The 26,707-nt window shown below is 64.9% G+C and carries 24 protein-coding genes and 3 pseudogenes; 10 read left to right on the top strand and 17 right to left on the bottom strand.

All coding sequences use genetic code 11. The features are described 5' to 3' along the window. Positions 1-3 precede the first annotated feature (3 nt). Positions 4-1,266, bottom strand: a pseudogene (locus LuPra_RS06635) (polyphosphate kinase); the annotation flags it as partial. Between the two features lie 285 nt (positions 1,267-1,551). Then, positions 1,552-2,241, bottom strand: a complete 690-nt coding sequence (locus LuPra_RS06640) for a DUF4142 domain-containing protein (protein ID WP_110170023.1) — start codon at positions 2,239-2,241, stop codon at positions 1,552-1,554. 696 nt (positions 2,242-2,937) lie between these two features. Between LuPra_RS06640 and LuPra_RS06645 the strand changes: the two genes are divergently transcribed. Next, positions 2,938-3,183 (top strand): hypothetical protein, encoded by a 246-nt coding sequence (locus tag LuPra_RS06645; protein WP_110170024.1) that lies wholly within the window; start codon positions 2,938-2,940, stop codon positions 3,181-3,183. Between the two features lie 526 nt (positions 3,184-3,709). Here the strand turns inward: LuPra_RS06645 and LuPra_RS06650 are convergent. From LuPra_RS06650 to LuPra_RS06660, 3 genes are read right to left on the bottom strand one after another with little or no spacing between them, the layout of a single operon-like run. After that, a complete protein-coding gene (locus LuPra_RS06650; protein WP_110170025.1) occupies positions 3,710-4,114 on the bottom strand; it encodes a hypothetical protein in 405 nt (134 codons plus the stop codon). Beyond that, positions 4,111-4,797, bottom strand: a complete 687-nt coding sequence (locus tag LuPra_RS06655; RefSeq protein ID WP_110170026.1) for a DUF1990 family protein — start codon at positions 4,795-4,797, stop codon at positions 4,111-4,113. Before LuPra_RS06655 ends, LuPra_RS06650 begins: the two co-directional genes overlap by 4 nt. Next, the gene (locus LuPra_RS06660) at positions 4,797-5,327 is read right to left on the bottom strand and encodes a DUF1990 family protein (protein ID WP_234800763.1); all 531 of its coding nucleotides are present in this window, start codon (positions 5,325-5,327) and stop codon (positions 4,797-4,799) included. The genes LuPra_RS06655 and LuPra_RS06660 overlap by 1 nt, the downstream gene beginning before the upstream one ends. A gap of 89 nt (positions 5,328-5,416) precedes the next feature. Here LuPra_RS06660 and LuPra_RS06665 point away from each other — a divergent pair, with 89 nt between their 5' ends. Further along, the gene (locus LuPra_RS06665; protein WP_234800764.1) at positions 5,417-5,707 is read left to right on the top strand and encodes a hypothetical protein; all 291 of its coding nucleotides are present in this window, start codon (positions 5,417-5,419) and stop codon (positions 5,705-5,707) included. Between the two features lie 140 nt (positions 5,708-5,847). Here the strand turns inward: LuPra_RS06665 and LuPra_RS34745 are convergent, their stop codons facing one another. From LuPra_RS34745 to LuPra_RS06695, 6 genes and pseudogenes are all read right to left on the bottom strand, one after another. Then, positions 5,848-6,288 carry a hypothetical protein gene (locus LuPra_RS34745; RefSeq protein ID WP_237050840.1) on the bottom strand — a complete coding sequence of 147 codons (441 nt, stop codon included), beginning with the start codon at positions 6,286-6,288 and terminating at the stop codon, positions 5,848-5,850. Continuing rightward, positions 6,265-7,399, bottom strand: a pseudogene (locus LuPra_RS34270) (amino acid transporter); the annotation flags it as partial. The pseudogene LuPra_RS34270 and the gene LuPra_RS34745, both read right to left, overlap by 24 nt. A gap of 149 nt (positions 7,400-7,548) precedes the next feature. Beyond that, positions 7,549-8,565, bottom strand: coding sequence for an ATP-binding SpoIIE family protein phosphatase (locus tag LuPra_RS06675; RefSeq protein WP_110170029.1), 1,017 nt, complete (start codon positions 8,563-8,565; stop codon positions 7,549-7,551). After that, positions 8,565-8,960 carry an anti-sigma regulatory factor gene (locus tag LuPra_RS06680; RefSeq protein WP_110174561.1) on the bottom strand — a complete coding sequence of 132 codons (396 nt, stop codon included), beginning with the start codon at positions 8,958-8,960 and terminating at the stop codon, positions 8,565-8,567. Before LuPra_RS06680 ends, LuPra_RS06675 begins: the two co-directional genes overlap by 1 nt. Before the next feature lie 545 nt (positions 8,961-9,505). Beyond that, a complete protein-coding gene (locus LuPra_RS06685; RefSeq protein WP_257724491.1) occupies positions 9,506-10,543 on the bottom strand; it encodes a YihY/virulence factor BrkB family protein in 1,038 nt (345 codons plus the stop codon). 742 nt (positions 10,544-11,285) lie between these two features. Then, on the bottom strand, positions 11,286-11,513 hold the full coding sequence (locus LuPra_RS06695) for a hypothetical protein (RefSeq protein WP_157898824.1): 228 nt from the start codon (positions 11,511-11,513) through the stop codon (positions 11,286-11,288). A 46-nt stretch (positions 11,514-11,559) separates the two neighbouring features. Between LuPra_RS06695 and LuPra_RS06700 the strand changes: the two genes are divergently transcribed. Further along, positions 11,560-12,009: a hypothetical protein gene (locus LuPra_RS06700; protein ID WP_110170033.1), complete on the top strand. Its 450-nt coding sequence runs from the start codon at positions 11,560-11,562 to the stop codon at positions 12,007-12,009. A 335-nt stretch (positions 12,010-12,344) separates the two neighbouring features. On the opposite strand, the gene LuPra_RS06705 is transcribed toward LuPra_RS06700, so the two are convergent. Further along, positions 12,345-12,833: a YciE/YciF ferroxidase family protein gene (locus tag LuPra_RS06705; protein ID WP_110170034.1), complete on the bottom strand. Its 489-nt coding sequence runs from the start codon at positions 12,831-12,833 to the stop codon at positions 12,345-12,347. Positions 12,834-13,765: 932 nt separating this feature from the next. Between LuPra_RS06705 and LuPra_RS06715 the strand changes: the two are divergent. The 4 genes and pseudogenes from LuPra_RS06715 to LuPra_RS06730 form a co-directional block, all read left to right on the top strand. Continuing rightward, a pseudogene (locus LuPra_RS06715) lies at positions 13,766-14,065 on the top strand (hypothetical protein); the annotation flags it as partial. 31 nt (positions 14,066-14,096) lie between these two features. Continuing rightward, positions 14,097-16,475, top strand: a complete 2,379-nt coding sequence (locus LuPra_RS06720; RefSeq protein WP_234800765.1) for a catalase — start codon at positions 14,097-14,099, stop codon at positions 16,473-16,475. 41 nt (positions 16,476-16,516) lie between these two features. Beyond that, positions 16,517-17,110, top strand: coding sequence for a YciE/YciF ferroxidase family protein (locus LuPra_RS06725; RefSeq protein WP_110170037.1), 594 nt, complete (start codon positions 16,517-16,519; stop codon positions 17,108-17,110). A 242-nt stretch (positions 17,111-17,352) separates the two neighbouring features. Next, on the top strand, positions 17,353-18,012 hold the full coding sequence (locus LuPra_RS06730) for a DUF6766 family protein (protein ID WP_418001398.1): 660 nt from the start codon (positions 17,353-17,355) through the stop codon (positions 18,010-18,012). 461 nt (positions 18,013-18,473) lie between these two features. Here LuPra_RS06730 and LuPra_RS06740 read toward each other — a convergent pair whose 3' ends face one another. Both LuPra_RS06740 and LuPra_RS06745 read right to left on the bottom strand, forming a co-directional pair. Then, complete coding sequence (locus LuPra_RS06740) at positions 18,474-19,352, bottom strand: sensor histidine kinase (protein ID WP_110170039.1); 879 nt, start codon at positions 19,350-19,352, stop codon at positions 18,474-18,476. Continuing rightward, positions 19,321-19,563, bottom strand: coding sequence for a hypothetical protein (locus LuPra_RS06745; protein WP_110170040.1), 243 nt, complete (start codon positions 19,561-19,563; stop codon positions 19,321-19,323). Before LuPra_RS06745 ends, LuPra_RS06740 begins: the two co-directional genes overlap by 32 nt. 470 nt (positions 19,564-20,033) lie before the next feature. Between LuPra_RS06745 and LuPra_RS31645 the strand changes: the two genes are divergently transcribed. Further along, positions 20,034-20,201 (top strand): hypothetical protein, encoded by a 168-nt coding sequence (locus tag LuPra_RS31645; protein ID WP_157898825.1) that lies wholly within the window; start codon positions 20,034-20,036, stop codon positions 20,199-20,201. A gap of 36 nt (positions 20,202-20,237) precedes the next feature. Further along, complete coding sequence (locus LuPra_RS33040; RefSeq protein ID WP_234800766.1) at positions 20,238-20,399, top strand: DUF5615 family PIN-like protein; 162 nt, start codon at positions 20,238-20,240, stop codon at positions 20,397-20,399. A 253-nt stretch (positions 20,400-20,652) separates the two neighbouring features. Here LuPra_RS33040 and LuPra_RS06755 read toward each other — a convergent pair whose 3' ends face one another. The 3 genes from LuPra_RS06755 to LuPra_RS06765 form a co-directional block, all read right to left on the bottom strand. Further along, the gene (locus LuPra_RS06755; RefSeq protein ID WP_237050848.1) at positions 20,653-23,412 is read right to left on the bottom strand and encodes a TOTE conflict system archaeo-eukaryotic primase domain-containing protein; all 2,760 of its coding nucleotides are present in this window, start codon (positions 23,410-23,412) and stop codon (positions 20,653-20,655) included. 132 nt (positions 23,413-23,544) lie between these two features. Beyond that, positions 23,545-23,739 carry a hypothetical protein gene (locus LuPra_RS06760; RefSeq protein ID WP_110170041.1) on the bottom strand — a complete coding sequence of 65 codons (195 nt, stop codon included), beginning with the start codon at positions 23,737-23,739 and terminating at the stop codon, positions 23,545-23,547. A 52-nt stretch (positions 23,740-23,791) separates the two neighbouring features. Continuing rightward, a complete protein-coding gene (locus LuPra_RS06765) occupies positions 23,792-25,990 on the bottom strand; it encodes a S41 family peptidase (protein WP_110170042.1) in 2,199 nt (732 codons plus the stop codon). A gap of 348 nt (positions 25,991-26,338) precedes the next feature. Here LuPra_RS06765 and LuPra_RS06770 point away from each other — a divergent pair, with 348 nt between their 5' ends. After that, positions 26,339-26,704: a hypothetical protein gene (locus LuPra_RS06770; protein WP_110170043.1), complete on the top strand. Its 366-nt coding sequence runs from the start codon at positions 26,339-26,341 to the stop codon at positions 26,702-26,704. Positions 26,705-26,707 lie beyond the last annotated feature (3 nt).

Genomic DNA, 26,707 nt, shown 5'->3' on the forward strand with positions numbered 1-26,707 from the left:
CGTCTTGAGTCGCAGATCACCCACGTTGACGTGGGCGCCGGCCCGTCCGAGCTCGGACGCCCAGTGCAGGTTCCGGGCTTCGTCAAACCGCGCTTTCAGCTCGATGACGCAGGCGACCTGCTTGCCCATCTCCGCGGCCCTGATGAGCGAACGGACGAACGGCGTATCGTCGCCGACGCGATAGACGGTCATCTTGATGGCGACAGTACGCGGGTCTCGTGCCGCCGCGTCGATCAACCGTTCGACGCTGTGCTCGAAGCTTTCGTACGGATGATGCACGAGCACGTCGCCGGCTCGAACGGTCGCGAAGATGTCGTCCTCCTCCTGCAGCCGCACCGGCACACGTGGTTCCCACGGAGCGTCTCGAAGCGCGGGCAGGTCGAGCACGGCGAGCTCGAACAGATTGGCGTAGTCGAGCTCGCCAGCACACCGATAGACGTCCTCGTCTTGCAGTTGAAAATGCGTCGACAGCAGCTGGGCCATACCCGGGGTGGCTCCCTCGGCCAGCTGCAGTCTCACCACCGGTTCGAACCGTCGCTGCCGGATCTGCTCCGTGACTACCTCCCGAACATTCTCGTCCTCGTCGCCATCGAACTCCACTTCGGCGGTGACACGGAACAATGCGGCATCGCTGAGAGACATGCCGGCGTAGAGCTTCTCGGCGTTTTCGCGAATCACTTCGTGCAAGCGCACGAACACGTGTTCCCGAGCCGGCACGTCCACCGACAGCCGGAGCCACTGTGGCAGCTCGTTGGGCACCTTCACTCGCGCATCAAACACCTCGTTCGTGCGGTCATCTCGAAGCGTGAACGTGAGAGACAACGACAGGTTGGAGAAGAACGGGAACGGCTGTGACGGGTGAATGATCAACGGCGTCAGTGCCGGCGACACCTGGTTGTCGAAGCGCAGACTCGCTTCCTCGCGTTGGCCGGGCGTGAGTTCGTGCCAATGCCGCAGATGCACGCCGTACGTCGAGAGCTCAGGGACCAGTCCGGTCCGGAAGTACTCGTCCTGCTCCGCCATGAGCTTGCGGATGTGGGCGCGGATCATCGCTAGGCGCTGTAGCGCGGCTTCTTCGGTGCGGTCCTGCAACAGCGCCATCCGTTTCATGAAGAACTCGTCGAGATTGGCGCTGAAGATCGCGAGGAACTTGGCACGCTCGAGGAGGGGGGTACGTACATCGGTCGCCTCAGCGAGGACCCGGCAATTGAACTCGAGCCAGCCGACATCCCGATCCACCTGGGCGTGTTCCGATCGCGGAAGCATCCGCGTGGAGACTGCGGCAGGCACGTGGCGGCGCGTGCCGTTCGTCAGATGTTCTCGAGACGGACTAGACGTTGATGGCAGGGCGGCGGAGCCCCGTGCGCGCCCGCTGGTCTTTCTTGGTGACACCTGATGTTCCACGACGCCTCTCCGCGAAACGAACGGTCGCTCAAGTGGGAGATTGCTGCGACTGGTGGGTGACGCCGCCTTGGGTTCGGCGCGCGACGAGCCCAGAACGAGCCATGCAACCACGCCGCGTTTAGGCTTCGCCTCATGGCCGCAAACCCTTCATTGCTTCGCGGCGTTCTCGAGAGTCCTGGCGGTGTCGAGGTGCTTTTGGACGACCGGGTACGCGTCGGCCGCCCACTGGTTGATCTTCATGGTGCTCTCGTTGCCGCTGTTGTCGGGACGAACTGCTGTGTCGCGCATGGCGGTCGTGGGCTCGGGCATCGCCTTGCTCTGCGTGCGGGCGGCGGCGGCCGTCTTCCAATCCGTGAGTGACTGCACATCGATGCGAGACTCCAGCTTCGCCGCAAGGTCCTGGTGGCCATTGATCGTCGCCTGCAGGTACTCGCGGTCGAACTCGGGTCCTCGTTTCCCTGCTAACGCGTCGGCCGTCTCCCCGTGCTTCTCGGCGAGTTGCGTCGGCCATTCGATTGGCGATCCTGATACCACGCTTTTCAGCCTGGTACCGGCGGCGCCATGGTCGTCGATCAGCCGCTGTGCGAAAGACCTGACGTCAGGATTCGTCGAGTTGTCCAGCGCGATGCGGGCGAGTGCGATCTCCGCCATGTTCTTCATGACGACGTCGGCCACGAAGTCATCGTCGCTCCCGACGCTTGCCCCCGCGCCACCGGCACCGACGGCGCCAGGACGGGCCCCAGGTTCGGCCGATGACGTCGGCGTCGCAGCTTCGCAGCCGCTGATGACGATCGTGATGACCGCCAACCCGATTCGCGCAAGGTTGGTCTGTCGCATTACACCCTCCGCACGCCCGTTAAAGCCGCCATCGAACCCTCCGTTGCCGCGCTCGCTAGACGGCCAACTGACACCCGCGCAGGACGAGAACAAGCACGACCGTCAGGACCAGTGAAGCGAGCACTGAGTCCACACACCCGAGGCGGTTGGAAAAGAAGAGAAACACGCTTTCAGGCCTGCACGTTCCATTCCGCCGCACAACGTGAGGAGTTGCCGCCACGTGGAGTGCCGTGGAGTGACGAGTGGTCCCGCCTCGACGCCCTGGCAGTGACTCCGGCCGGCAGCCTCTGCGCGCATTGTGCGGTCGGCATGAGACGTGCTCTCCCCATCGGCGGAGGCGCACCATGACGAAGCGAGATCTCTCTCAGCCGTTCGACGCTCGACTCGAGGGGCAAGGCTCCGTAGCGGCAGGGCACGATGGCGTTCGACCAAATGCCGTTGAAGGCGATTCACCAACAGAGGGCACCGTGGACGGCCCCTTGGTTCCGCAGGCGTTGCCCGGCGGACCTGAAGGGGAACGCCCTGTCAAAGATGCGGCAGAAAGCGAACGAACCCACGCCTAGTCTGACGGCCTCGCGACCTTCCAGAGAATGGCCAACGACGCCGGAAGGACTGCTAGCAACACTCGATGAAACTGAGCTCCATTGGCAACGGCCATCACCGTACACAACCGCATTCGAACGAAGAGAGCTTGTCATGACCAATAGAACGCAGCCTGCCACGCCAGCGGGTGGACCACTGGGAGACGCCGGGGACGGCGATACCGGTGTCCCTGAGTTCGAGCAGGGGATCTCGAACCGGCGTGGAGACCGGGCGGGAGACACTGGTGCAGCTGTCGATGCGGAACGCGGCGAAGACGAAGTCGACCCCGAAAACGACGAGGAGGACTTCGACGACGAACTCGAGGCCACCGAAGAGGACGACGCGGACAGCGGGTCTTAAAGAACTAATTGTGTACTGTTGGCGGACGATTCTTTCCCGCGCTGCGCCAGAAGCCGTGCTGGACCAACTACGTTTGGCACGTGTTGCGCGAGTTGTCGTCAGGCTGCCAGCGGGCGCGGGTGCCTCGGCCATTGAGTGGGACACGTTGAAGGACGCATGACCACGACGTTCCGCCGGCAGCAACGCCATGACCATCGGGATCCGGGAACACGTCCGGCCACGCTCGCCCTCGACGTCCGACACCCGCGTGTGACACGCTTGGCGCTTCACCACGGCCGCGGGCATGTCCGCGACTCTAATAGGCGTGGCGTGTGGCCAATCGTCACGCCGATGGGGTTGGCGGGACCAGTCGCAACAGCAGAGCAAAGTTCGTGGCTGGCCGCCCGCAGATCTGCGGTTCAATCCTCAGGTGATCGAGGAGGGCCCGTCGATCTCGTTCAAGGCGCTCCTGATCCGAGGCACGGCGTCCCCATCCGGAAAAATGACTGGAACCAGGTTGCCTGACACGAGGCGGGTACCTTAGGTTTCAGGCGTAACGAGATGCGACCGCCACGACCAACGCGTCCTCGAGCAGACCGCCCGCAGCGCTCGGTACGGGAAGGCGTCGCCGCACCTCGTAGGCTATGTGCGTGGCGACCACCGCGGTCGTGGCGCCGAGCACGGCACCCAGCACCACACACTCGCCCGCCTCGCGCGCCACGAGTACGCCGACGCCAGCGCCGATCAGCGCGCGACCGCCCAGCGGTAGTGGATCGACGCGATTGCCAATGGAGGGCGACTTGTCGGCAAACATTTCTGTCGCGGCGGCGAGCAGTAACGGCGGCTTTGTCGCGCCGCCTCGCGCGGACGCGAGGGCGGCCAGTCCGGCCATGCTGCGCGCGCCGGTCACGGCGCTGAGTGCGAGGAGTTTGGTCAGGGTGGCGCGATTCATTGAAACCACTTCCGGTTCGTATGGTACGTGAACACCACATCGACGCCCTGGTGGGTAGGTCCAGCCGCGTCTCGCGGCGGCTGCCGTGTCGAGCCATAGTGCGCGAGCAGCCACAGCCGGTGATGGGCGAGGCGATGCCATTTCCGCTGGTAGTACCCCGACAACACGATGAAGCCGATCCGACTCCACCAGTTGGGGAACTCGCCCTGCTGCCATCGCGCTTCGATGCGAAAGCGGATCTGCCCCTGATCATTCCTTGTGAGCAGGAACCATTCGACGCCGCGCTCGAGGTGCCCCTCTAACGTGTCGTCCCGAAAGCCGAAGACGTCGGCTTCATCCGTGACGCGATTGACGATCGCTGGACACAGATGATGCAAGCCGAGGACTTGGACCTCGAGGAGCATGCACCTCCAGAGCAACGGCTCTGCCTGGTCAAAATGGGCCAGGACGATCGCGGGGGCCGAAAACTGGTAGTTCGCGAGTGCAGCACGCGCGCGCCCGAAGCGATCCTCCCCCTCCGCCTCGGTAGCGATCACTGCCTCGGAATAGAAGTGGTGCCACCCATGATCACCAGTCATCTCCTCTTCGTGGGCGCCGACATTGGAGGGGGAGTGGCGCGCCTGCTCGAGGCGCAGCTTGATGGCCGCGGCAGGCCAACTTCTCCACAGGCGCCATTCCGCCATCAGTCCCCGACCGCCAGGAAGGTCGGTGACTGGAGGGGATCATCGTCCTCCGGCAGCTCATCGACTGCGGTCGTGTCCGCGCGGATCGCGTCACGAATAGGAGCGCCGACCGATACAGCGGTGTTGTTTATGAAGTCGGTCCAGGTGTTGGTCTGCATTGCATCACCAATGGCGAGGAAGCCCAGGCGTGTCGCGCGCGAGGCGGAGCGCGCGCGGCTGCGAATATGGAAGATCACGTCGCCGGCGGCATTGCGATACGCCCCGAACGTGATGCGTCCGGCCTCCGGGTGTCCGGCGAGCGTGCCGAAGGTGATGCTCTGAGCATCCTCGTGTAGCACCCGTACGCGACAGGGCTGTCCCGGCACAATGCGGATGTCCAGCTCCGCGTCTCGTGTGACGCCGCGCGGTGCGATGAACTGTACGAGCGACGCGGGCGGGAGCTCACAGCAATGGGACTTCACGTGAGCCATAAGCTGGGACGGCGGCAACGGGCATCCCGCCAGCACCGCCCAGTAATCTCGCTGCAGCAATGGTCCCGCGCCGCGGGTCGCCGGTAGAAGACCGTCACTCACACGGTAAGACGTAGCAAAGGTGGTGACCTGCTTGCATTGCCGACGGCATGGCCGAACTCGAGGCGAACCCCGCGGCTGAGGCGTCCATGACCGCGGCACCGTCACCCGTGCTGCGGCCGGAGCATGCGGAAAGTGATGTCGCCCGGCTGATCGAGCAGCAAACCGCGAAGGTCCCGTCGCACTGGTTCCTGATCGGGGCATTCAGCGCGATGGGGATATCGCTGGCGCTGGAACTCGCCGGCCGACAGCGAGCCAGCCGGTTCATCGGCCAGTGGCCGGCACCGCTGCTGATCATGGGGATGTACAACCAATTCGTGAAGACGCTCGGCACACGCTGAGCAAGCGTCGCCCACCAGGCGACGACGGATGACGGCGAGCGCCTGAGTCGGCCACTCCGACGGTAGTGACCGGTGTCTGAGGTTTACCCCAGATGGATACGCGGGCGACGCTCGGATTCGGTTCGGTCTGCCTCAGGACTTCACGGGTGACCGGTGCCGTGCCCCTCACCGACCACGAGAAACTTCAGCAGGTAGGCGATGGGATTGCCTTCGAAGTAGGCATGAGGGATGGTGCCAATCTCGTCGCGAATGTACAGCAACAACGCTGCGATGGCATTCGGGACCGCCGGACTCACACACCGCAGCACCCAATGCGGGCCGACGTACACGCCTTGCACGCACAGCTGATCGCTGAACGCGGACGCGTCACCTGGCTGCACCTCGTTGAAGAGGACGCGCTCGTCGGGCACGAGGTGGTGGCTGTCTTCGGCCTCCTCCAGCTTCTGTTGGTACTCCGCGACGTCGCCCGCGTCAGGGCTGTTCGCGATGACCCGGATTGGTGCACCCGCGGCTTCACGCAGGAACACCTGCAGGGCATCAGTCTGTACTGAATGGATGCGTAGCTCCGTCGAACGCAGCACTCGAGATATCAACGACGTCAGGACGATGGAGACGATGAAGATGACGGCAATCTTGAGACCCCCCGGCGGACCCCATTAGGACCAGCACTCCGGTTGCATATGCGCCCCCTTGGGCGTTGACATCCGCCTTGAAGAGAATCGTGACCAGGTAGGCCACTGCCGTAAAAATCATCACCAGCGGCCTGTGCGCCTTCGCCCACTCCGGCCGACGCACCGGCGAACCACAGAATCGCTACGGTGCTCAGGTCATAGACCGTCCGGAACGCCTCGCCGAGATGTTCATGGGCGATGTAGGCGAGTGCGCGGCCGTATGCCGGACCACCCTCCGCGAAGGCGGCAGGCGGAATGCGCAACGTCGTGACCACGCTACTCGCCGCAAGTAGGACGCTCATCAGCACCGCTGCCGCGGTCAACAGCTTCTTCGTCTTGCGAATACGGCCCTGTGGATGCTGCTCCGGGTCGCCCGGGTCGCGTTGGACCAACGGCATGACGGCGACGCCGGTCTCGAAGCCTGACAGGCCGAGTGCCAACCGGGGGAAGAGCAGCGCCGCCATCACGACCATCGATGTGGGATGTCCATGTGCTCGGGTAGCCGCGGTCCACCATGCCGACCATCGCGTCGGCTCCTGCCACAGGTGCAGAAGTCCCCACGCCAAGACGACCAGGTTCAGGAGCATGTAGACCGCCACGATGGGCACGGCGAGTCCCACGGCTTCGCGAAATCCCCTTAAGGAACACGGCTGCAAGCGCAGCGAGGAGGAGCAGGGTCAGCATCACGGGCTGCTTCGTCCAGCCCGGCATGAAAGGATTTTCGAGGAGGTGAGCCGTCGCATCTGCCGCCGAGAGCGTGATCGTGATGATGAACCCGGTCGCGGCGAACCCGAGGAGGCACAGCACCAAGGCCTTGCCGCGCCAACGGGGCAGCAGCGCTTCCAGAATCGAGATACTGCCTTGCCCATTTGGGGCTGAGCTGCGCCGCGCCGATACATCGGCAAGGCACCGAAGAGTGTCAGCAGCAACAAGATCAGGGTCGCCAGCGACCGGCGGCGAGGAACGCGATACCCGGTTGGTAGCCCAACGTGGAGAAGTAGTCCACGCCCGTGAGGCACATGACCTTCCACCAGGCCGATTGATGAACGTCCGGTGGTGGCGCATACGCCCCCTCCGGCTCGGGGATGCCTTCAAGAAACCAATCGATCAGAAACCTAAAGCAACCGCGATGTCACGCGGCCGAAGGTGCGTGCCCTGCCCGCCGTTCCCTCAGACATGGACGTCGCCCTTGCGCGACCCGCTCACTACGAGGATCGTCGCGTCGTCCCGACCGCGCACGAAGTCGCGGCTGAGGACGCCGGCGATCACCGCCGGATGCCGCAGCAGCAGGCCCGGGTACGGGTCGAACGACCACCGGCTGGTAATCCCGTCCGAGTGCATCAGCAAGACACCCGGCGCCGGCATCACGTGCGCGTACGTGGAGACATGGCTGCGGATCTGGACGCCGACCGTCCCGTTCTCGCTGGCAAGACCGCGGCTGCGTTCGCTGCTGACCAGGCTCCCGGCGATGTTGCCGATGCCGGAGTACTGCACGTCTCCCGACCGGGCGATGATCGCCCGCGCCAGCGCCGCGCCACGACTCCCTTTGAGGGACCGATGCGCCAGCTGGTAGAACTGCTCCGGCGTGGCGAACGGTTCGTCCTCGAAGGCGCCACCCGCGAGGCGCGCGGCGACAGCCGCCTCGGGCCCATGGCCGAGGCCGTCAGCCACCATCACGGCGATCTCCTGCCCGCGCTCGACGCTGCGCCAGGTGTCGCCGCAGACCTCCTCGCCCGGAAACGGCAGGCAAACGGCGCCGACCGTGAACCCGGTGGACGGCGCCGTGCTGGTGGCGATCCGCGACACGATCACCGTGCCCTTCCCTGGCGTCGAGTGGACGTCGAATTCATCCGACAGCCGCTTCACGGCACCCAACCCATTGCCCGGCGTACCGACGGTCGAGAATCCGTCCTGCAGGCATCGCTGCACGTCGGTCATCCCGGGGCCACCGTCCACCGACAGCAGTTCCAGCCAGCCGGACGCCCCGTGCGATATCACCTGCAGCAACATCCGGCCGTCGCGCGCGTGGCGCACGAGGTTGGTCGCCAGTTCGGTCGCGACGATCGCGGCATCACCCCGTCGTGACGGCGACAGCGCCAGCGTGTCCGCCATCCGCGAGATGGCACGACGGACCTCGCCGATCTGGCTCCGGTCCGACACCGGAATGCACAGCTGCAGGGGGTCCATCAATTCCACCGGACGATGGTCACCGTCGTCCCCCGTCCGAGGACGGACTCGATCGAGAAGTGGCTGACGAGGCGCTTGGCGCCCGGCAGGCCAAGCCCCATGCCCTTGCCCGATGTCCAGCCGTCGTTCATCGCCTGCGCGACATCGGCAATCCCCGGCCCCTGGTCGTTGAACTGCAGGCGCAGGCCCTTGCGGACGCCCTCGGCCAGCAACTCGCAAACCATCGTGCCACCAAGGCCATACACGACGGCGTTGCGTGCCAGCTCGCTGGTCGCGGTGACCATCTTGGTCTGATCGACCAGCCGGAACGCCAGTTGTTGGGTCAGACGTCGCACCGTTTGTCGCGCAATGACGACGTCCTGCGCCGATCGGAGCGGCATGGACTCAGTCCTGATCGCAACGGGATGGCAACCGGCTGGTTCGATGGGAGTGGCGCCAGCTACCGGCGTCACCAAATCGGCCCAGAACAGCGCACTCTGGTCCCGGAAGCGAATCGGTCGGGGTGGAGACATCGATGTCGCTCCCAAGCGAAGAGTAAGCCACTCACAGCGAGCAAAAGACCGCGGCAAAGGGTTAAGACGCTGGTCCCTGGAATGATTTCGCTGGCGCGCTGAGCCACGTCAGAGCAGCGACGGAGCTTCTCGGCAGCTGCAGGCCCGCCCCTTACCGCTTCTTCGCGGCCCTCTTCACCACCCGCCGTCGGTCGCCCTGGTCGCCGTGCCCAGGCATCACCGCGGTCTTCGCGGCGCGCTGTCGGTCAACGCTCAACGACCGGCTCACGTCGTCCATGTCGGACCACGTCCCATCACTGGCGCGTTTCACGAACCGCTTGTCCGTGCCGGTCGATCAGCTCACGCTTCGTCGTCGATCGCTTCGCAATCTTGTTCGGACTCGTCTTGGCCACTCGTGCCTCGTTTCGCATGAAGGTCTACAACCAGCATCACCGCGTGCGATTCCACCGCCTCGCCAGCAGCATCGCGCCAGCGACCATCGCACCCAATCCTCGTTTCGGAGGTGGCGGCGGGGACGGTGGCGTTGGCACCTCGGGCGGCGCGTCGCCCTGTCGCTCTCGGAACGCTCGTGCGGCGCGCGCGCCGAGAAGCCGTGTCCCCTGCGCGTTCTTCTGTCCTGGCGCCTTTCCGTACGGCGAGGCGTGTTCGATTTCGGCGTTCAACTCGGCGCCAGTCAAGATGGCGATGCCGGATACGTAAAACCAGAGCAAGACGACGATGACCCCACCAACGGTGCCGTAGGTCGCTTCATAATCCGTAAAGTTCGACACGTACACCTTGAACAGCAGTGAGATCACGAGCCAGAGCAGCGTGGCGGCGACGGCACCTGGTGTAATCCACGCCCAATCCTGGTCCGCGTCAGGCCCGAAGTAGTACATGAGGCCAATCCCCGTGGTCACCAACGCGAACACGAGTGGCCACTGCAGTACGAGCCACGCCCACTCGAAGGGCGCCCCCCAGCCCGTCCTCTGTCCAAGCCATCCCGCGACGGTCGGTCCGACGAGAACCAGTGACAACGCAATCAGGACGATCGCTGCGACACCCAGCGTCAGCCCGATGGCGACCAGGCGCACTTTCCACCAGGGCCGACCTTCGTCGATGTCGTAGGCGCGATTCAGCGCACCGACGATCGAGACGAGCGCCGCCGAACTACTCCACAACGCACCCGCAACACCGACGGTGAGCAACCCGCCGTTCTGGTTGTTGGCGAGTCGTCGCAGTTGCTCTTGAATCAGTCCGAGGACCTGCGCTGAGACAAACGGGCCGAGGGACCGGCCGATATCGTCGCTGAGGTTCGACAGCGGAAAAAAGCTCGCGAGCGCAAGCAGAAAGAGGATCGCCGGAAATAGCGCGAGGAAGAAATAGTACGACAGCTGAGCTGCTAGACCGAGCACGTCGTCATCTATGACTTCGCGCCACGTGCGACGCGCAAGTTCTGACTTTGAAAGCGATCCTGTCTCGAGCACACGAGGGGGAATGCAAGGCCCGAGCCGTGATTGGCGACAAGTGCGTGCGACCGATCAGAACCTGGCTTCAGCGCCTGAACGTCGGCGTCCGAGGCGGAGGCGGCATCCGACCCGAGAGTGACGTCAACCGTGGTCGCGCGCGAGGCGCAGGTAGCCGAATAAGCTTTTGGTCACTCATTCCGTACTCCTTGCTGCCAAGGGCGTCCCGACTGCGTCAGCGATCGCCGCAAATTGTTCCAACATCAGACGACATGCAGCTGGAGCGCGCGCTGGGGACGTCTACCTTGAAGGGTCGCTCTGCGCAACGCGCACGGTCCGCTCCTCAGCCACTCTCGCCAGTCTCCCGGCGCGATCTCGACTGCGCTCGCACGGCTGCGTCTGCATCTGGGCCTTGCGTGCAGCCACGCTGTGTTGGTTTGCATGGAGCTGTAGGACCTCACTGCGGGAAGTTTCGCCGACCATCATCCCGGCTTCCAACATCAACCACCTGTAGGCACGCAGGCGCGCGGTCCACTTCTTGCTCTTGGCACAGTCATGTTCCGAGCGGTTACGGCTCGCGGTGAACCGCAACGGCCACGGTCGCTCGCGCGGCCGGAACCATCGCACGACAACGGAGGAAAAGCATGAAGCGCTCATTTCACTTTGTGACCGCGTTTACCGTGGCGGCTAGCGTGACGGCACTGGCTCAACAGCAGGGTGCGTCGACGGCCTCGCCGGCCGCGGGGGCCGAGACTTCTAAAACTCAGCAAACCACACTGCAAGGGTGCCTCCAGTCGGGCACGGGCACGAATTGGAAGAGCAGCCAAGGCACGTCCCCGGGCAGTGCCGGGTCCACCACCAGTAGCACCGGAAGCACGGCGACAGGCAGCACCAGCACGGGCAGCACCGGAGCGGCCGGCAGCACCGGCGCGACGGCAGAGACCCAGGGCGCCACCGCGCAGAGCGGACAGGACGCGGGGGCTGGTCGCACCGCTGGATATGCAGCCTCGGCTGGGGCCGGCGGGTACATCCTGCGCGTGAGCGGAGACGGCGGTGGCGCACGCACCGGCATGCCCAGCGCGACGGCGGGCCAGACCGACGAGAGATCCGCAGCCGGCCAGCAGGGAGGTCAGGTCTATCACCTGATGGCAGATGCCTCGACCGACTTGTCCAAGCACGTCGGTCACGAAATCGAGGTGACAGGCTCGCTGACGTCGACTTCCGCGGGTCACTCCGGAATGTCGCAGTCGGGCGTGACTGGTGGCACCGCGACGACGGGTGCCGGCGCCACCGGTGGCGGTAGTGGCAGCAGCGGCTACGCCGGCCCAGGTACGTCGGGCAGCGGGAGCACGGGTAGCGGCGCAGCTGGCGGTGCGAGTGCAGCCCCGGGCGGCACGGCTGCCATGGGTGCCATGGCCTCGCAAACAGGGATTGCCGGCACACTGCGCGTGACCAATCTGAAGATGATTGCCTCGACCTGTAAGTAGCGCGGCCCGGGAATACGCAAAGGCCGTCCCAAGATGCTGGGACGGCCTTCACTCGCGACCTTCGAAGTTTGCAATGTCAGGCTGATCCCCGACTAATTCCCACACCTCGTCGCGCTTGTCATGATCTCGCCGGTCACGCCCCAGAGATGAAGGCGGAGCAGCGACTCGTTGCAGGACTTGCGCACGTTGAAGTGCCAGTCCTCGGTCGAGTGGGCTTTTGCCCTCATCAACCTCCCGCGAAGCTCGGAAGCCTTCTAACCGTGAGGAGTGCCACACGACGCGCCTGTGCGCGTTGACAGCGTTCCCCGCGTGGCCCCATGTCGGTCGGTCGGCTGTCAGGCGTTGGCTGAAGCGTTGACGTCGCTTGTGGCCAACTGCGTCAGCTTCTCATCTGTGAACTTCTCCTCCTCGAGGGTCTCCTCGAGGAGCTCGGCGGCTTCCGCAAGGCCCAAGGTGCCGGCCCACGCCACCAGCGTGCCGTACGCGGCAATCTCGTAGTGTTCTACCCGCTGCGCTTCAGCGATCAAGAGGGCGTCGGTGGTCGCCGAAGGGGGAGCGTTCAGGGCTGACTCGCCCTCCTTGAGAATGCCGGCGATACCGTCGCAGTGTTGGCGCCGGGGTGTCTCATTCACGAGCGCAAACACTCGGTCAAGGCGGTCGACATGCCCCTGCGTTTCCTTGGCATGCATTTCCACTGCGGCTCGTAGCTCAGAGGAGCTGGCCGCAGCCGCCACCGCGGGCAGTGCCTTCAAGAGCTGGTGTTCAGCGTCGTAGGAATCGCGCAACTCTTCCAGAAATAGTTCTTGCAAAGTGGTTTGGTGCACTCGTGTGTTCCTCGCGGGTGTTTGGGGAAGCCCCGCGTGGAAGTGCAAGTTTGTTGCCGCCACTGGCCTCGATTGCTTGGAGCTTCACGGGAAGTCGCCGTCGATGCGGCAGGCTTCTGATACGGCCCGCGAATCCGCCGCGTGAGGACGCACAGACTCGAGGACCCAGGTCTGTTGCGGGTGAGCAGTGCAGTCTTCATGGTGCGCGCATCAACTACGTATGCAGCGTGATCCTGCGTGCAGCGCGCGCACTGCGGCGATAGCGGTTTCAGGCCGCGCCGTGGCTCAGCCGATCTCCTCGGTCTACACGTCACGTTCGTAAAGCCCGGCTGGACCTCAAGCGGCACGATAGCTCTCAGCCATGTCGGTGCGCGCGCTTCAGCACCGGCGGTCGAGCTCATGTGCGACGCGCGATGTTCCCACCAGACGACCTGAAGAACGAGGACAGGACCGTGGCCGCTGTGCAGGCGGCCCAGTCCGCCGACCTGTCCGCGCTCGAACGTGCCAGCCGGGTCCCCGTCTCGCAATTGACCGTCGGAACGTGGTCTCCAATGCGGATGATCGATCAGGAGTCAGTGACTCGTGATCCGAGTGGACAAGCCACGCGGCAGCTGTGTATTGGCCTCGTCTTGAAATAGCCATCGTGTGGTCGCCACGTGCTGACGATGAGCGCGAGCGGCGGCCTGTCCTTGGTTACTGCAACGTGTTCGATTGACACGCAGGGCAGCGAGCAGTCTCCGCAACCATCCGGCCGCGCCGATCCTCGTTGTCGAACGATCTGCGGCAGAAATTGCAGGCGAGCGCGTCATTCACGCCTGCCCAAGGATCTCAAACAGACGTGAGGTGCCGGAACCCCGAAGGCTGGTACGCAAAATGCTGCATTGACACACCTATGGATGTCGCTCTGTACGATCGCCCCCCCTCCCTGGCCGATTCCCGGCGTCTATGGCGGCTGGCTCGACAAGTTTCCCTTGGGCGCCGCATTCGCGAAGGGGCTGACGCTGAAGATGGGGCAGACCCACATGCACAAGTACATGCCCATCTTGCTCGAGCGTATTGACCGCGGCGAAATCGATCCCTCCATCATCATCACGCACCGGATCGGTCTCGAAGATGCGCCGGCCATGTATCGCACGTTTCGCGACAAACAGGACGCGTGCATCAAGGTCGCCATGAAACCCGGCGTGACGGCGCCCGACCATACAGATCCCCCGTCTTCTCGGCAGCAGTGATCCGCATATGGCCAAATCATCTCGACCCGCAATGACCGCCAGAAACACGAGCACCGTACGTCATAGCCGAACGACCGCGAGCGGTCCGGCCGAGCCAGACGCGTCAGGTGCTGGCGACATCCTCGCCGAGAAAGCGGCAGGCACGCAGGAGCTCGCGTCGGCGTTTCCTTTCAACCCCAACAAGGCGGCCGAATATGATCCGGACGCGGCGCTCGCTCCTCCTGAGGGGCCGTCCGTCAGGCCCGCCGATCCGATTGTCGGGGCTAGTACGGTCACGGAGCGGAACGGTTCGGACAAGGTCGGCAGCGGTAGTCCCAACATCGGGCAGAATCCGACCGTTGGTCCGCTCGATCGCGTACGCGTCGATTCAACCAACCGCGTGCTCACGACCAACCAGGGCGTGCCTATCGCCGACAATCAGCACTCGCTGAAGGCAGGCCTGCGGGGACCGACCCTCCTCGAGGACTTCATCCTTCGCGAGAAGATCACGCACTTCGATCACGAGCGTATCCCCGAGCGGATTGTGCACGCGCGCGGCTCCGCGGCGCACGGCGTCTTCGAGTGTACCCAGGCGATTCCCGAGTTCACGCGCGCATCGCTCCTTGGCGAAGTCGGGAAACAGACCCCGGTCTTCGTCCGCTTCTCGACCGTGCTCGGCGAACGCGGCTCGACTGACACGGCGCGGGACGTGCGTGGGTTCGCGGTCAAGTTCTACACCGACCAAGGCAACTGGGATCTGGTGGGCAATAACATCCCGGTCTTCTTCATCCAGGACGCGATGAAGTTCCCCGACCTCGTGCACGCCGCCAAGCCCGAGCCGCATTTCGCCATGCCGCAGGCGGGAACAGCCCACGACACGTTCTGGGACTTTGCGTCGCTGATGCCGGAAATCACCCACATGCTGATGTGGGCGATGTCGGACCGCGCCATCCCGCGCAGCTATCGGACGATGCAGGGTTTCGGCGTCCATACCTACCGCCTGGTCAACGATGAGGGCGAGTCGCACTTCGTCAAGTTCCACTGGAGCCCGAAGGCAGGCACGCATTCGCTGGTCTGGGATGAGGCCGTCAAGATTTCCGGGGCGGACCCGGATTTCCATCGCCGCGACCTGTGGGAAGCCATCGAGGCGGGGGCGTACCCGGAATACGAGCTGGGGCTGCAGGTCTTCACCGAAGAGCAGGCGGAGGGCTTCAGCTTCGACGTCCTCGACGCCACGAAGATCGTCCCGGAGGAGCTCGTGCCGATCGTGCCAGTCGGCCGGATGGTCCTGAACCGGAATCCGGACAACTTCTTCGCGGAGACCGAGCAAGTGGCGTTCTGCGTGGCGCACGTCGTGCCCGGCATCGACTTCTCCAACGACCCGCTGCTGGCCGGTCGCATTCATTCGTACGTCGACACACAGATTTCACGGCTCGGCGGTCCGAACTTTCACGAAATCCCGATCAACGCGCCGATCGCCCAGGTGCACAACAACCAGCGTGACGGGATACACCGCCAGGCGATCCATCGGGGCCGCGTCTCTTACGAGCCGAACTCGCTCGGGGGCGGCTGTCCCTTCCAGGCCGGCGCCGCTGGGTTGGTCTCCTTCCCGGAACCTCGAGAGGCCGACGACCACAAGGTTCGCGGGAAGGCGGAGCGATTCGCCGACCACTACACGCAAGCGACGTTGTTCTGGAACAGCCAGACTGACGTCGAAAAGCAACACATCATCAACGCGTTCCGGTTCGAGTTGTCCCGCGTCCAGACCCCCGCCGTCCGCGAGCGCATGGTCTCGGGCCTGATGCATGTGGACGCTGACCTGGCACAAGCCGTCGCGACAGGGCTCGGGATCCGGGAGATGCCCACCCCGATGCCCAAGGTGATGACGCGCGAGCTCACGCCCGAAGTGACCGCATCGCCCGCCTTGTCACTGTTCGCCAGACCCGGCGACGGCAGCATTCGCGCCAGGCGGATCGCCATCGTCGTAGCCGATGGCTGCGAGGCAGCCTCGCTCGTCGCGCTCGCCCAGCGCCTCACCGCCGAAGGTGCCGTCGCCCGCTTTGTGTCCACGGCGCTCGGCGCGGTGGAACCAACATCAGGCGATGCCATCGAAGTGGACGTGAGCCTCGAAGCGGCGCCATCGGTGCTCTACGACGCGATGGTGCTTCCTGCTGGCGCTGACGCCGTACGTCGGCTGCAGACCGATGGGCGCACACTCGAGTTCATCAAGGATCAATACCGCCATTGCAAGCCCCTGCTGGCCTTCGGCGAGGGTGCACAGCTGCTCACCGCGTGCGGGATCGAGACCGACGCGGCCGACCCCGGCCTCATCGTGGCGACGACCGATGCGACGGACGCGACTGACGCCTTCGTCGCGGCACTGGCCAAGCATCGGCACTTTGCTCGGGAGACCGATCCACCGCGCGTGTGAGATGCGCGCTTGTTCACGATCAACACAGAGGAGATTCGACCATGGCTGAAGCAGGCACGCTCCACGACGCATTCATCGACGAACTGCGCGACACGTATGACGCCGAGAAACAGTTGACCAAGGCGCTGCCGAAACTGGCAAAGGCAGCCTCCGACCCGACGCTGCGCCAGGCGTTCGAAAGCCACCTCGAGGAGACGCGCCGCCAGATCGCACGGCTGGAACAGGTCTTCGAGAGCCTGGACGAAAAGGTCCGCGGAAAGCACTGCGACGGGATCGCCGGGATCATCGAGGAAGGCAAGGCCGTCATGGAGGAAGACTTCGACGAGACAACAATGGACGCTTGCCTGATTGCGTCCGGCCAGCGCGCCGAGCACTACGAGATGGCCGCCTACGGCACGTTGGTTGCGTGGGCGACCGCGATGGGCCACACGGACGCGGCGCGCCTGCTGCAGGAAACCCTCGACGAGGAGAAAGCCGCGGACGAGAAGTTGTCGTCGCTGGCCGAGGGCGGGATCAACCAGGCTGCCGCAGGAGCGGGGCAGCCCGACGAAGAGGAAGACGAGCCCGCCGCCGTCGGTGCTGGCGCGAAGAAGACGGCTGCGGCGAAAGCCAAAAAAGCCGGCGCGAGGCGCTAGCACAGGTGGCGTCGTGGTCTTGATCCGGCCCTCGCCGCGGAGCCGGGCTCGGCCTTGGCCAAACGCTTTGCCCAAGATGCTCCCGGTCGTCGGCACGGCGCTCCTGCCGATCGACGTCATAAATGATCCCGCTCGACGGACGTCGCCGGGGGCCACTCCGGCACGTTCGGCTTCTGACACCTGCTCGTCGAAGTGGACCGCGGCGCACGACAGAGCTTCAGTCTACGAGCAAGGAGGCTCATGTGAAGTGGTTTCGTGATCGCGCATTGACGCTGGTGCTGATGGCGATGTTTCTGCTCTCCCTCGCCGCACAGATAGTCACGGGCCTGTCCGAATACAACGCCACACAACGCGAGCACGGCGCGCCACTCGTGAGCAGCACCGGCTACCTGGCGACGGGGCATCCATGGGAAGCCCTCTTTGAGAACTGGGAGAGCGAATTCCTGCAGATGGCCGTGTTCGTCTTGCTGACGACGTGGCTCGTACAGAAGGGTTCGCCGGAATCGAGACGACCGGGCGCGAAAGAGCTCGTGGACACGGATCCCCGAGACTTCGCACACGATCCCGAGGCTCCGTGGCCAGTCAGGCGGGGCGGCTGGATCCTGCGGCTCTATGAGCATTCGCTCGGGCTCGCATTCATTCTGCTGTTCCTGCTGTCGTGGATCGGCCATGCGCTCGGCGGCTCTTCGGACTATGCCGCCGAGGCAGTCCTGCACCATCAGCCTCAGCCGACGTTCACCGACTATGTCACTTCGTCCCGTTTCTGGTTCGAGTCGTTTCAGAACTGGCAGAGTGAGTTCCTCGCTATCGCGGCGATGGTGTGGCTCGCCGTCTACCTTCGACAACGATGGTCGCCGGAATCCAAACCGGTGCACGCACCGCATGCCGAAACGGGGCGTTGAAGGCAGAAGCGCCACTCCACGATGGAGTTAATTCATCGAGGCGATGACTTCGCCGTCGATCACTGTCTCATCAGGCAGCTTCGGAGGCCCTGGACGACCGCCGGATAGCGGATGCTGAAATCGTTGTCGTTGCGGGACCGAAGATGCAAGAATCCGCGCGTCTTGAAGGCAATGGCCCGGTAGCGTCCAGCTTCAGTTGATACTCCCAGTGGGCGGCTATTTCGGCAACGCATCCGTCCGCAGCAGCAGCATCGGCTCGATGAAACGAGCTGTCACCTTCCGGGGCATGGGCGCGAGTCTATCGGATCGCAGTTCTACAAATCGCGCAGCGGACCCGACGATCGGCGACACCGGCGCGAGACATCTCGGAACGCTGCACGAGGCCAGTGCGACCAAACGCGCCGGACCGGCGTCGACGTCGACGTCGATTCGACCTGCCCACTGGACGGCCATCTCAGTGGCTACCGGGCCTTCGGCAACGTCACGTTGAACGCCGTCCCCTCATTGGTCGACGAACGCACGTCAATTTGTCCACCGTGCGCCGACACGATCGCCCGCGCTATGAACAGGCCCAAGCCGATGCTCTGCGACCCGGCCTCGGCGGCTCCGCGAGTAAGCGGTTCGAACACCAAGGGCAGGAGCTCCGAGGGAATGGGCGGGCCGCCGTTGTGCACGGCCAGCGTTACCGAATCGTCCTGCTCCGAAGCAGTGAGGGTGATGGGCGTTCCACTGCCGTGCTGTATCGCGTTTCCGACCAGGTTCGAAACGACCTGCGTCAGCCGGTCCGTATCCCATTCGCCCGACAGATCACCGCTCGCGCGCGACTGCACGACTGCCTCGGAGTGGCCCGCGCGAATCTCCATCATCGCTTCCTCGCAAACCTGCTGAAGGTTTGCGGGCCGCCGCTTTAGCGGAATTGACCCACCTAACCTCGTCCGGGTCAGGTCCAAGAGATCGCCAGTCATGCGCCCCATGCGTTGCGCGCTGCTCATCACGCTCGTCGCGACCCGAGCGCGTCGTTCTGGATTGTCGTCGGGCGCGGCTAGAAGCGCGGCGCCGGCCGTGATCGCGCCAAGCGGAGTGCGGAGGTCGTGACTCAGGACACCGATGAATTGATCGCGGAACATGTCGGTCTGCACCGCGAAGCGGTCCATCGACTCCGTCATCGTCTCGTCAATCGCTTCATTGAATCGCCGGACATCGGTGAGGTCTGAGTGCCCGCTTTCCTCATACAGCCGCAGCACGGTCGCGCGGAGAGCTCGAAACTCCGCGAGCACCGACCGGAACGTGAACCCGTGGTGGATCCGATCATCGGCGTGAAGCTTCCCGGAGGCTTCCATGGTCGCCTCCGCCTTGTGATTTGAGGGACTGCTCGGCAGACGTCTGCCCGATGCTCATGTCGTGAACGACCGCCGTGAGGATGTCCGCGGCGTGGTCGCGCACCTCGACATCGGTCATCTCCGGGCCCGGTGGCATCAGCGTTCGGGCGAACACGGCAAAGTCGCTGATGATTTGTTCGTGGTGCTCATGGATGAACGCACTCAGTGACATGGTGTGGCTCCGCCAGTGCGAAACACCGATGGAATAGAGGGAACGATAGGAACCTTAGCAGTGGACCCAGCTAAGAGCAAACTCGCGCGCATCGAATCGATGAACGATTCGGTGTGCTCGGCCTGGAGCCAGCGCGAGGGTGGCGGTCGCCGACAAGTCGGTCCGTTCTCCGAGCTCAGGTGGCGCTGAAGGGTGCGGCACCGCTACACGCGCTCTGTCCGAGAACCAATGGCAGGGGCGAACGCTTCATTTCCAGACGACACGATCCCGGGCGTGCCCGGCTACCCTTGGCGGATGTCGCGGTGTCCACGTCGGTGGAGTCGACCAACGGTGTACCGCTGGTGGTGGAACGTGCGATGTGGTGGCCCGGTGACGGCAACAGCTGGCACGAGGCGCACAACTCGAGCGGCGCCATTGAGACCGGCGTCGCGGGCGATGGGGAAAGGCGAGGTCGGAGGGGCTAGACGTACGTGCTGGTCGCCAACACCTCGACCTACGCCGGCCGCGCGAAGCTCACGCTGTACTTTGAGGACGGGCAAACGCTCGAGCACGTCTACACGCTGCTGCCGAAGTCGCGCATGACCGCCGCCATCGGGCAAGACTCGGTGCGCCGGTTGCGGGGAAGCGCTTCAGTGTGATCGTCGAACGACCACCCGGTGCTTCGGAGCGTTTAGGTGCGCTTCGTCGTCGACGCCCAACTCCCGCCCGCCCTCGCTCGCCGCATCGCCGCGGCCGGCCACCTCTGCGAGCACGTTGCGGATTGCGGGGTCTTGACGGCTCCGGATCCGACCATTCGCGCCTACGCCAATGAAGTCGGTGCAGCCATCATCACGTAGGATGAAGACTTCGCCATACACCTGCTGCTGCACGGTGGACCTGCAGTGGTGTGGCTTGGCTTGGCAACACGCGCCGTGCCGCCTTGCTCGCCCGAGTCGAAGCCGATCTGGGGCGCATTGTGGCCGCGCTCCAGAGCGGAGAGACGCTCATCGAAGTCGTATGACGTCATGGCTAGACGATCCTGCGACACCGCTGAACGTGATCGCGCCGTGCGGCAGCACTTTGCCCGCTGCGAGTGTGAGGTCCTCACCCCTACGCTTCCGGGTCACGCCGAGCGGCGAGTGCTCGCAGGATATCGTCGAGCACCGTGTCCAGTTCCTTGCCCACATCCTCGGCGAGGAAGCGCAGGACCAGGTACCCACTCTCCTGAAGCAGGCGATCCTTCCGCCGGTCGCGTCGATACGCCACCGGATCCGCGAGGTGCTGCGCGCCATCCAGTTCGACGGCCACGCGCGCGTCGGTGCACAGCAGATCCACCTCGAGGCGTGCCATTCCGTCGAATGCGACGGGTAGCGACTCGTTGACGGTGAATCGTCCCCGCGTCTCGGGTAGCGACTGCAGTCGTCGATAGAGGAACGCCTCGGTGGCGCTGCGGGCGCGATCGGCGCCCTCGGCGTCTGCCGACACGTCGCGCGCCGCATGGACGAACAGGCTGGCCAGCGGGGTGTCGACCCCGTCACGCACGAGTCGTCGGACGCTGCCAGAGTAATCGCGCTTCCAGACCGGGTCCGATGGCAGCACGACATCGCCCGGCCATCCGGGGATCGCACTGGCTGGCAGGAGCACTGTATAGCCCACGGCCTCGTAGCCGCGGCACCGCCGATCGAACATGCGCGCGAGCATCGGCACATCGAGGTCTGCGTAGTCGAAGATCTGCACCTCGCGCTTGCCATCGGCGAGTCGATGCAGGCGTCCTGCATACTGCGCGATGGTCCCGCGCCACGACACCGGCAGCGTGAGGAACAGCGTGTCGAGGCGCGCATCGTCGAACCCCTCACCGATGTACTTCCCGGTGGCAAGGATGACCCTGGGCGCGTCGTGCGGGATCGCCGCCAGCCGTTCCATGAGGGCCCGCCGCTGCTTCTTCCGCATGCCGGCTCTCAGAACGACGAGGTGCTCGACGTGCGACCCGAGGTCGCGTTCGAGCCGGTCCAGATGGTCGTTCCGTTCCGTCAGCAGCAAGGGAGACCGCCCCATGCGAACGGCCTCGAGCACATCCTCGCAGATGCGCCTATTGCGGGTTCCGTCCTCGACCAACTCCTGGTAGAGCGTGTGGAACTCCACCCGCTTGTCGGTGTCGGGCGGCCGTGCCGATCGGAATGATGTCGGCTGGACGCGCACGTAGTGCTCGAAGGGCCGCGCGGCCGCTTGTGCCCGGGCGCTGACGTGATGCCTGACGGGCCCACACTGCATGGTGATGATCGGGTGATGGCCGTCCTTGCGCGCGACCGTCGCCGAGAGCCCGACGACGTACCTGGCCTTCGCCTGGCGGACGACCTGCTCGAAGCTGTGCGCCGACAGGTGATGGCACTCATCCACGATCACGTGGCCGTAGTCAGCGACGCGATCGTCGACGACGCCCTTCCGGGCCAGGCTCTGGATGAGCGCGACGTCGAGCAGGCCGGTCGGCCGGTTCATGCCGCCGCCGATTCGCCCAATCGACTTCGGCTCGATGGCGAGGAAGGCTGACAGGCGCTCGACCCACTGATCCTGCAACTGACGCCGATGCACCAACACCAGCGTGTTGACGCGGCGTTGCGCGATGAGCCACGCCGCGACGACGGTCTTGCCGAATGCCGTCGTGGCGGCGAGTACTCCCGTGTCGTGAGCGATCATCGCAGTGGCGGCGGCCCGCTGCTCAGGGCGCAACTCGCCCTGGAATGCCACGTCGAGCGGTCCGCCCCGGCGACGCTCATCCCGGACGGTGGCGCGAACGCCGAGACCGTCCAGCAACTGGCGGACGTCATCCAGACATCCTCGTGGCAGCGCGATATGCTGCGCGTGGTCCTCGGCGCACGCGATCACTCGCGGCGTGTCGTGCGTCGACAGCCGCATCGCCTGGGCCTTGTAGAACTCCGGATTCTGGAAGGCCGCCAGCCGCAACAAGTGATTCCGGAGGCCGGGAGGCAGCGCGTCCTTCGCGACATACACCTGGTTGGCGAGGATCAGTTCCAGCGTGGCCGGCAACGTGCCAGCGACCGCGGTCGATCCTCGCCGTTTCGATGGTGGTGCTGTCCACGGCGTCGCCTCATCCTCGTCCTCAGGCGGCAGCCGCACGCCGATGACGCGGCCGTGGCGTTCGGCGTTCTGGACGACCGCTTCGACGCGAGTGCGCGGCGCCTTACGAACGCGCGCGAGGTACGCCCATTGATCGGCCACCGGCTCGAGGTCGTCGGTGAGGAAGACCGTGTGGCCCAATGCGCGTGGTTGCCGCTGCAGCGGCAGCGCGATCAGGTTGCCGAAGCCGCCCTTCGGAAGCGTGTCCTGATTCGGGAAGAGGCGGTCGTACGAGTCGAAGCCCATGTCCGGGCGCGACTCCATGGCCTCGGTCAGGAGGTGCGTCCCGAGCCGGCGAGCCAGGGCAGCCGGAAGCGCTTCATCAAAGAAGATCCAGACGTGTGCGCCCTGGCCCGACCGCGAACGCTCGATGGCCGCCGGCACGTCCAGTGCCCTGCAGGCGTTGGCATACGCCAACGCATCGTCTCTCCAGGTCGTCTTGTCGAAGTCTGCAGCGAGGAAGAAGCAGGTCTCGTCCAGGAGCAGGGGATACACCCCAGCGACAAAGGGCTGGCCCGCGGCGTCTTGACCGGACAAATGCCACCGGATGACCTCGTCGGTCACCGGGAGAAACCGTCGATGGGCACACTCCGCGCACTTGATGCGCGGCTTCTCGCAGATGCCCCGCACCCACTCATGGGCACAGGCGGGTGCGTAGCCGGATCGCCCGGTCTTCCGGCTCTCGAAGCGGCGAGGGTAGACGTCGTCCCTGCCACGGAAGAGCGAGCGGAACACGGCGATCTTGGCCGAGGCAGGCGCCAGACGATCAACGGCGACCCGAGCATCAGCCCTTGGCGTGTTCGATTCCATGGCCATCACCGACGGCGGCGCGATGCGTTTCCGCCCCACATTCCTCCGGAGCCAAAGTCAGAGGTTCGAATCCTCGCGCCGATCATCACCAAGCGCAAGGCCTACGGCGTGCACTGGTTCCTCCATGCCGACCCTGTTGTGGTGCGCTGCGGTGCCATGCTGCTCGGCCGTGATGCCGCCGGCCTGGAACGTGTCGAAGCTGGAGGTTCGCTGAACTCGCAATAGCAGCGAGATGCCGACGCGCGGCATCATGCAACGCGTAGTGGACTCGTCCACCGATCGCATCACGCGCGGGGGTGGACGCTCACGGCTTTCCGTTGGCGCGCACGTACTGGACGGCGCGCTCGAGTACTTCATCCCGTCCCGCGCGAATGCCGGCGATCGTCGGCCGCACTTCGATGTCGGGTGTGACACCAATCCGTTGCAGCTGCGTGCCATCGAGCTTCGACACCGCCGTGGCCGTCATGCCGATCTGAATGCCACCGGGCACTGCGAAGTTCGAGCCCTCCCCGTTCGCGCCAGCAGTGGCAGTGCCAACGAAGCGGGTACCGTGAACGGCTCGCAACGTCTGCGCAGTCGCTTCGGACTGACTCTGGGCCCGATCGTCGATCAGCATCACCGTTCGGCCCTGGTACGGCGTGCTGCTGGGTGTCAGCTCGATGACGCTACGAAAACTCTGGACCGTCTGCGACCCCGGCTCGAACGCAATCGGAATCGATATCGTGGCCCCGTCTATTCGGGTCCGGTTGGTCAGCTTGGCGGCAATCGCTGAGCGCGTATTGTTGGGGTAGCCGCGCATGTCGAAGATGATGGCCGACGTGTTCTGCACGCTCGCGAACGCGCTGTCGACGTCGTGCGGCTGCAGCACTCGCAGGTCGATGTACCCGATGTTCTCAGGCAGCACCGTGACTGCCGAGCCAGGGGTCGGCGCCCAGGAGCGCGCAAGGAAGTCGCGCCTGCGCGGGAGGGCTGTGTCCTTTTCACTCCCGTCGCGCTTGAGCAGGCGGATGCGGGCAAGACTGCCGTCGGCACCGCGCAGCAACCGGTTCACGGCGTCGCGGCGAAGCGCCTGCGGCGTTGATGCACTGATATAGCGGGTCAGTGTCGCGAGACGCGATTCGGCCGGCTGACTGTCGACCGCCAGCACGACGTCCCCGATGGAGACGTCGCCGAGGTCCGCCGATGGATCGGTGATCGCCACGACGACCGGTCGGCCCTCGACAGGCCTCAAGGCAAGAGCCGGTGCGGCCGGGCCCCAGAACTCGTTCAGCTCACCGCTGCCAACGACAGCGTGCGTGTCGCCGACATGCCCAATCATTTCTGCCATGGCCAGGTGATACGCCCGCGCATCGTGCGCGGCCATCACCTTCGGCACGGTCTCTTCAAGTACCGCATCCCAGTCCCGCTCCATCAGGCTGCGATATGGATAGAGCCACTCGAAGACGGCCCAACTGCGGAACACTGCCAATAGGCGCAGTGGTTCGCTCGGGAATGCCACGTCGCCATACGCAAGCTCTGGACGCTTGACCTCATACGCCGACCTGGCCGTTCGTCGCGTTGCCCGCGGGATGGACTTGCGGGCGGCGTCGAACGCCACCGCCAGGGCGTCGGGCGGCGAGACTGCATCCGCCAGCAATCCGACGGTGCCGTCGTGGTGGAGCATTTCTGATGTGCGCACAACGGCGGACAGGTTCTCCCCCAACGACATCCGGTAGTGGCGTGCGTATCCATGACGCGCGAACGCACGGTCATCGATGGACTGCTCGGAGACGATCCAGCCACGGCCCACATCCTGGAGCGCTGCCGCGAGCAACGGCAAGGCGTGTCCGTCCCGAACGACGAAGACCGCGCGGATATCAGAGGCCCCTGTCGTCGTTGGGCTCAGCGGGGCCGAGCGTGTCACCAGACCGGAGAAGAACGGTGTGTCCGGTGCGCCCCGGATCGGGATATTGCCGGCATGCAGGCGGAAGCGATGCGCCGGGTGGGGAAGCGGTTCATTCGAAAACCAGCGGGCATCCCACAGCCAGGGATGCACGGCGCCAGGGCGAAGGTCGAAGATCACCGCGTCGGCTTGGCCGAAATGTTCCCGGACGGCCGTCGCGGTGTCCAAGGGGTCACCCGCGACAGGACCGCTGGTCACGAGCAGCACTCGTCCACGCCGCTCGACCGAAGAAAATCCATAGTTCGGCACCGCCGGTTCGGGGACGTCTTCGCCGACTCTGGTGAGCGAATCGTCGAGACTCTCGAGCATGCCGCGCACAGCGGCGGCGTACTCCTCGGTGGAACGAGCCGCCTGCACCCGGGGAATGGCTTCGAGAAGTACCGTATCCCAGTCACCCGGATTGGCGTCGCTCACACCTGGGTGGAAATACTTGACGGTCGCCCACAACCTGCCGAGCGCAACCAGCCTGGCCACCCCGGTGTCTGGCTCAGCATACCGAGCGGCAAGAGCAGGCGCACACAGAAGCGCCAGCACACACGCGTGCGTCGCAACTCGTCTCATGGTGGGCAAAGTGTACGCTCGAGGAGCGCAACCTTGGCCCAGTCCGCCGCGCCGGCGAGAGCGGACGTCTGTCGGGTGCGCTCTCAAGCTCGCGAAGTCACCGGACAATCACCGCTCGCGATGCGCCCGTGACGTCATCCCAGCCCTCGCACCTTTGTGAAGGTGTCCACGAGTTCAAGCGCACCCCCGCCCCGGGACTGTCAGAGTCGACACGGGAGATTGTGGACAATCCGCGGCGGCTCGACGCTGTTGGGGGTTGTCCCGTACATCGCGTCGAGCCAGGTTTCAACTCGGAGCGTGTGCCCTCGGCGACCCTGGCCGACGCACCGCGAGACACCCGAGCAACGCGTGCAGTTCTACGAACGGATGGTCGAGGAGGTGACGTCCCTGCCGGAGGTGCAGGATACGGACGTCATCACTGACCTTTTCGTGAGCAGCGACGCGGAGGTCGCCGTGTTGTTCGACACAGGCAGCGGCGTCGGCTCTGACCGCGTGCGGCTTCGCCTCGACGAAGCGAGTGGCAGTGCATTGAGCACCGTGCAGGTGCCAGTGCTGCGCGGCCGTTCGTTCACCGCTGCCGACACTTCGAGCAGCCCACCCGTCGCGCTGATCAACAGTGCCCTGGCGCGGCTGTGGAACGGGGAGACTCCCCTGGGCCGCCGGTTGAAGTTGGCCGATCTGTGCGACACTCGGCGCGAGCCACCTCTTCCATAAGGG

Origin of the sequence: Luteitalea pratensis (genome assembly GCF_001618865.1) — a bacterium.
Taxonomy (GTDB): Bacteria; Acidobacteriota; Vicinamibacteria; order Vicinamibacterales; family Vicinamibacteraceae; genus Luteitalea; species Luteitalea pratensis.

What these genes read in the sequence shown, in the direction of transcription:
- LuPra_RS06640 (WP_110170023.1), bottom strand. Translation starts at nt 2,241, where the DNA reads ATGCGACAGACCAACCTTGCGCGAATCGGGTTGGCGGTCATCACGATC.
- LuPra_RS06645 (WP_110170024.1), top strand. Translation starts at nt 2,938, where the DNA reads ATGACCAATAGAACGCAGCCTGCCACGCCAGCGGGTGGACCACTGGGA.
- LuPra_RS06650 (WP_110170025.1), bottom strand. Translation starts at nt 4,114, where the DNA reads ATGAATCGCGCCACCCTGACCAAACTCCTCGCACTCAGCGCCGTGACC.
- LuPra_RS06655 (WP_110170026.1), bottom strand. Translation starts at nt 4,797, where the DNA reads ATGGCGGAATGGCGCCTGTGGAGAAGTTGGCCTGCCGCGGCCATCAAG.
- LuPra_RS06665 (WP_234800764.1), top strand. Translation starts at nt 5,417, where the DNA reads ATGGCCGAACTCGAGGCGAACCCCGCGGCTGAGGCGTCCATGACCGCG.
- LuPra_RS06675 (WP_110170029.1), bottom strand. Translation starts at nt 8,565, where the DNA reads ATGGACCCCCTGCAGCTGTGCATTCCGGTGTCGGACCGGAGCCAGATC.
- LuPra_RS06720 (WP_234800765.1), top strand. Translation starts at nt 14,097, where the DNA reads ATGACCGCCAGAAACACGAGCACCGTACGTCATAGCCGAACGACCGCG.
- LuPra_RS06725 (WP_110170037.1), top strand. Translation starts at nt 16,517, where the DNA reads ATGGCTGAAGCAGGCACGCTCCACGACGCATTCATCGACGAACTGCGC.
- LuPra_RS06740 (WP_110170039.1), bottom strand. Translation starts at nt 19,352, where the DNA reads ATGGAAGCCTCCGGGAAGCTTCACGCCGATGATCGGATCCACCACGGG.
- LuPra_RS06745 (WP_110170040.1), bottom strand. Translation starts at nt 19,563, where the DNA reads ATGTCACTGAGTGCGTTCATCCATGAGCACCACGAACAAATCATCAGC.
- LuPra_RS06760 (WP_110170041.1), bottom strand. Translation starts at nt 23,739, where the DNA reads ATGATGCCGCGCGTCGGCATCTCGCTGCTATTGCGAGTTCAGCGAACC.
- LuPra_RS06765 (WP_110170042.1), bottom strand. Translation starts at nt 25,990, where the DNA reads ATGAGACGAGTTGCGACGCACGCGTGTGTGCTGGCGCTTCTGTGTGCG.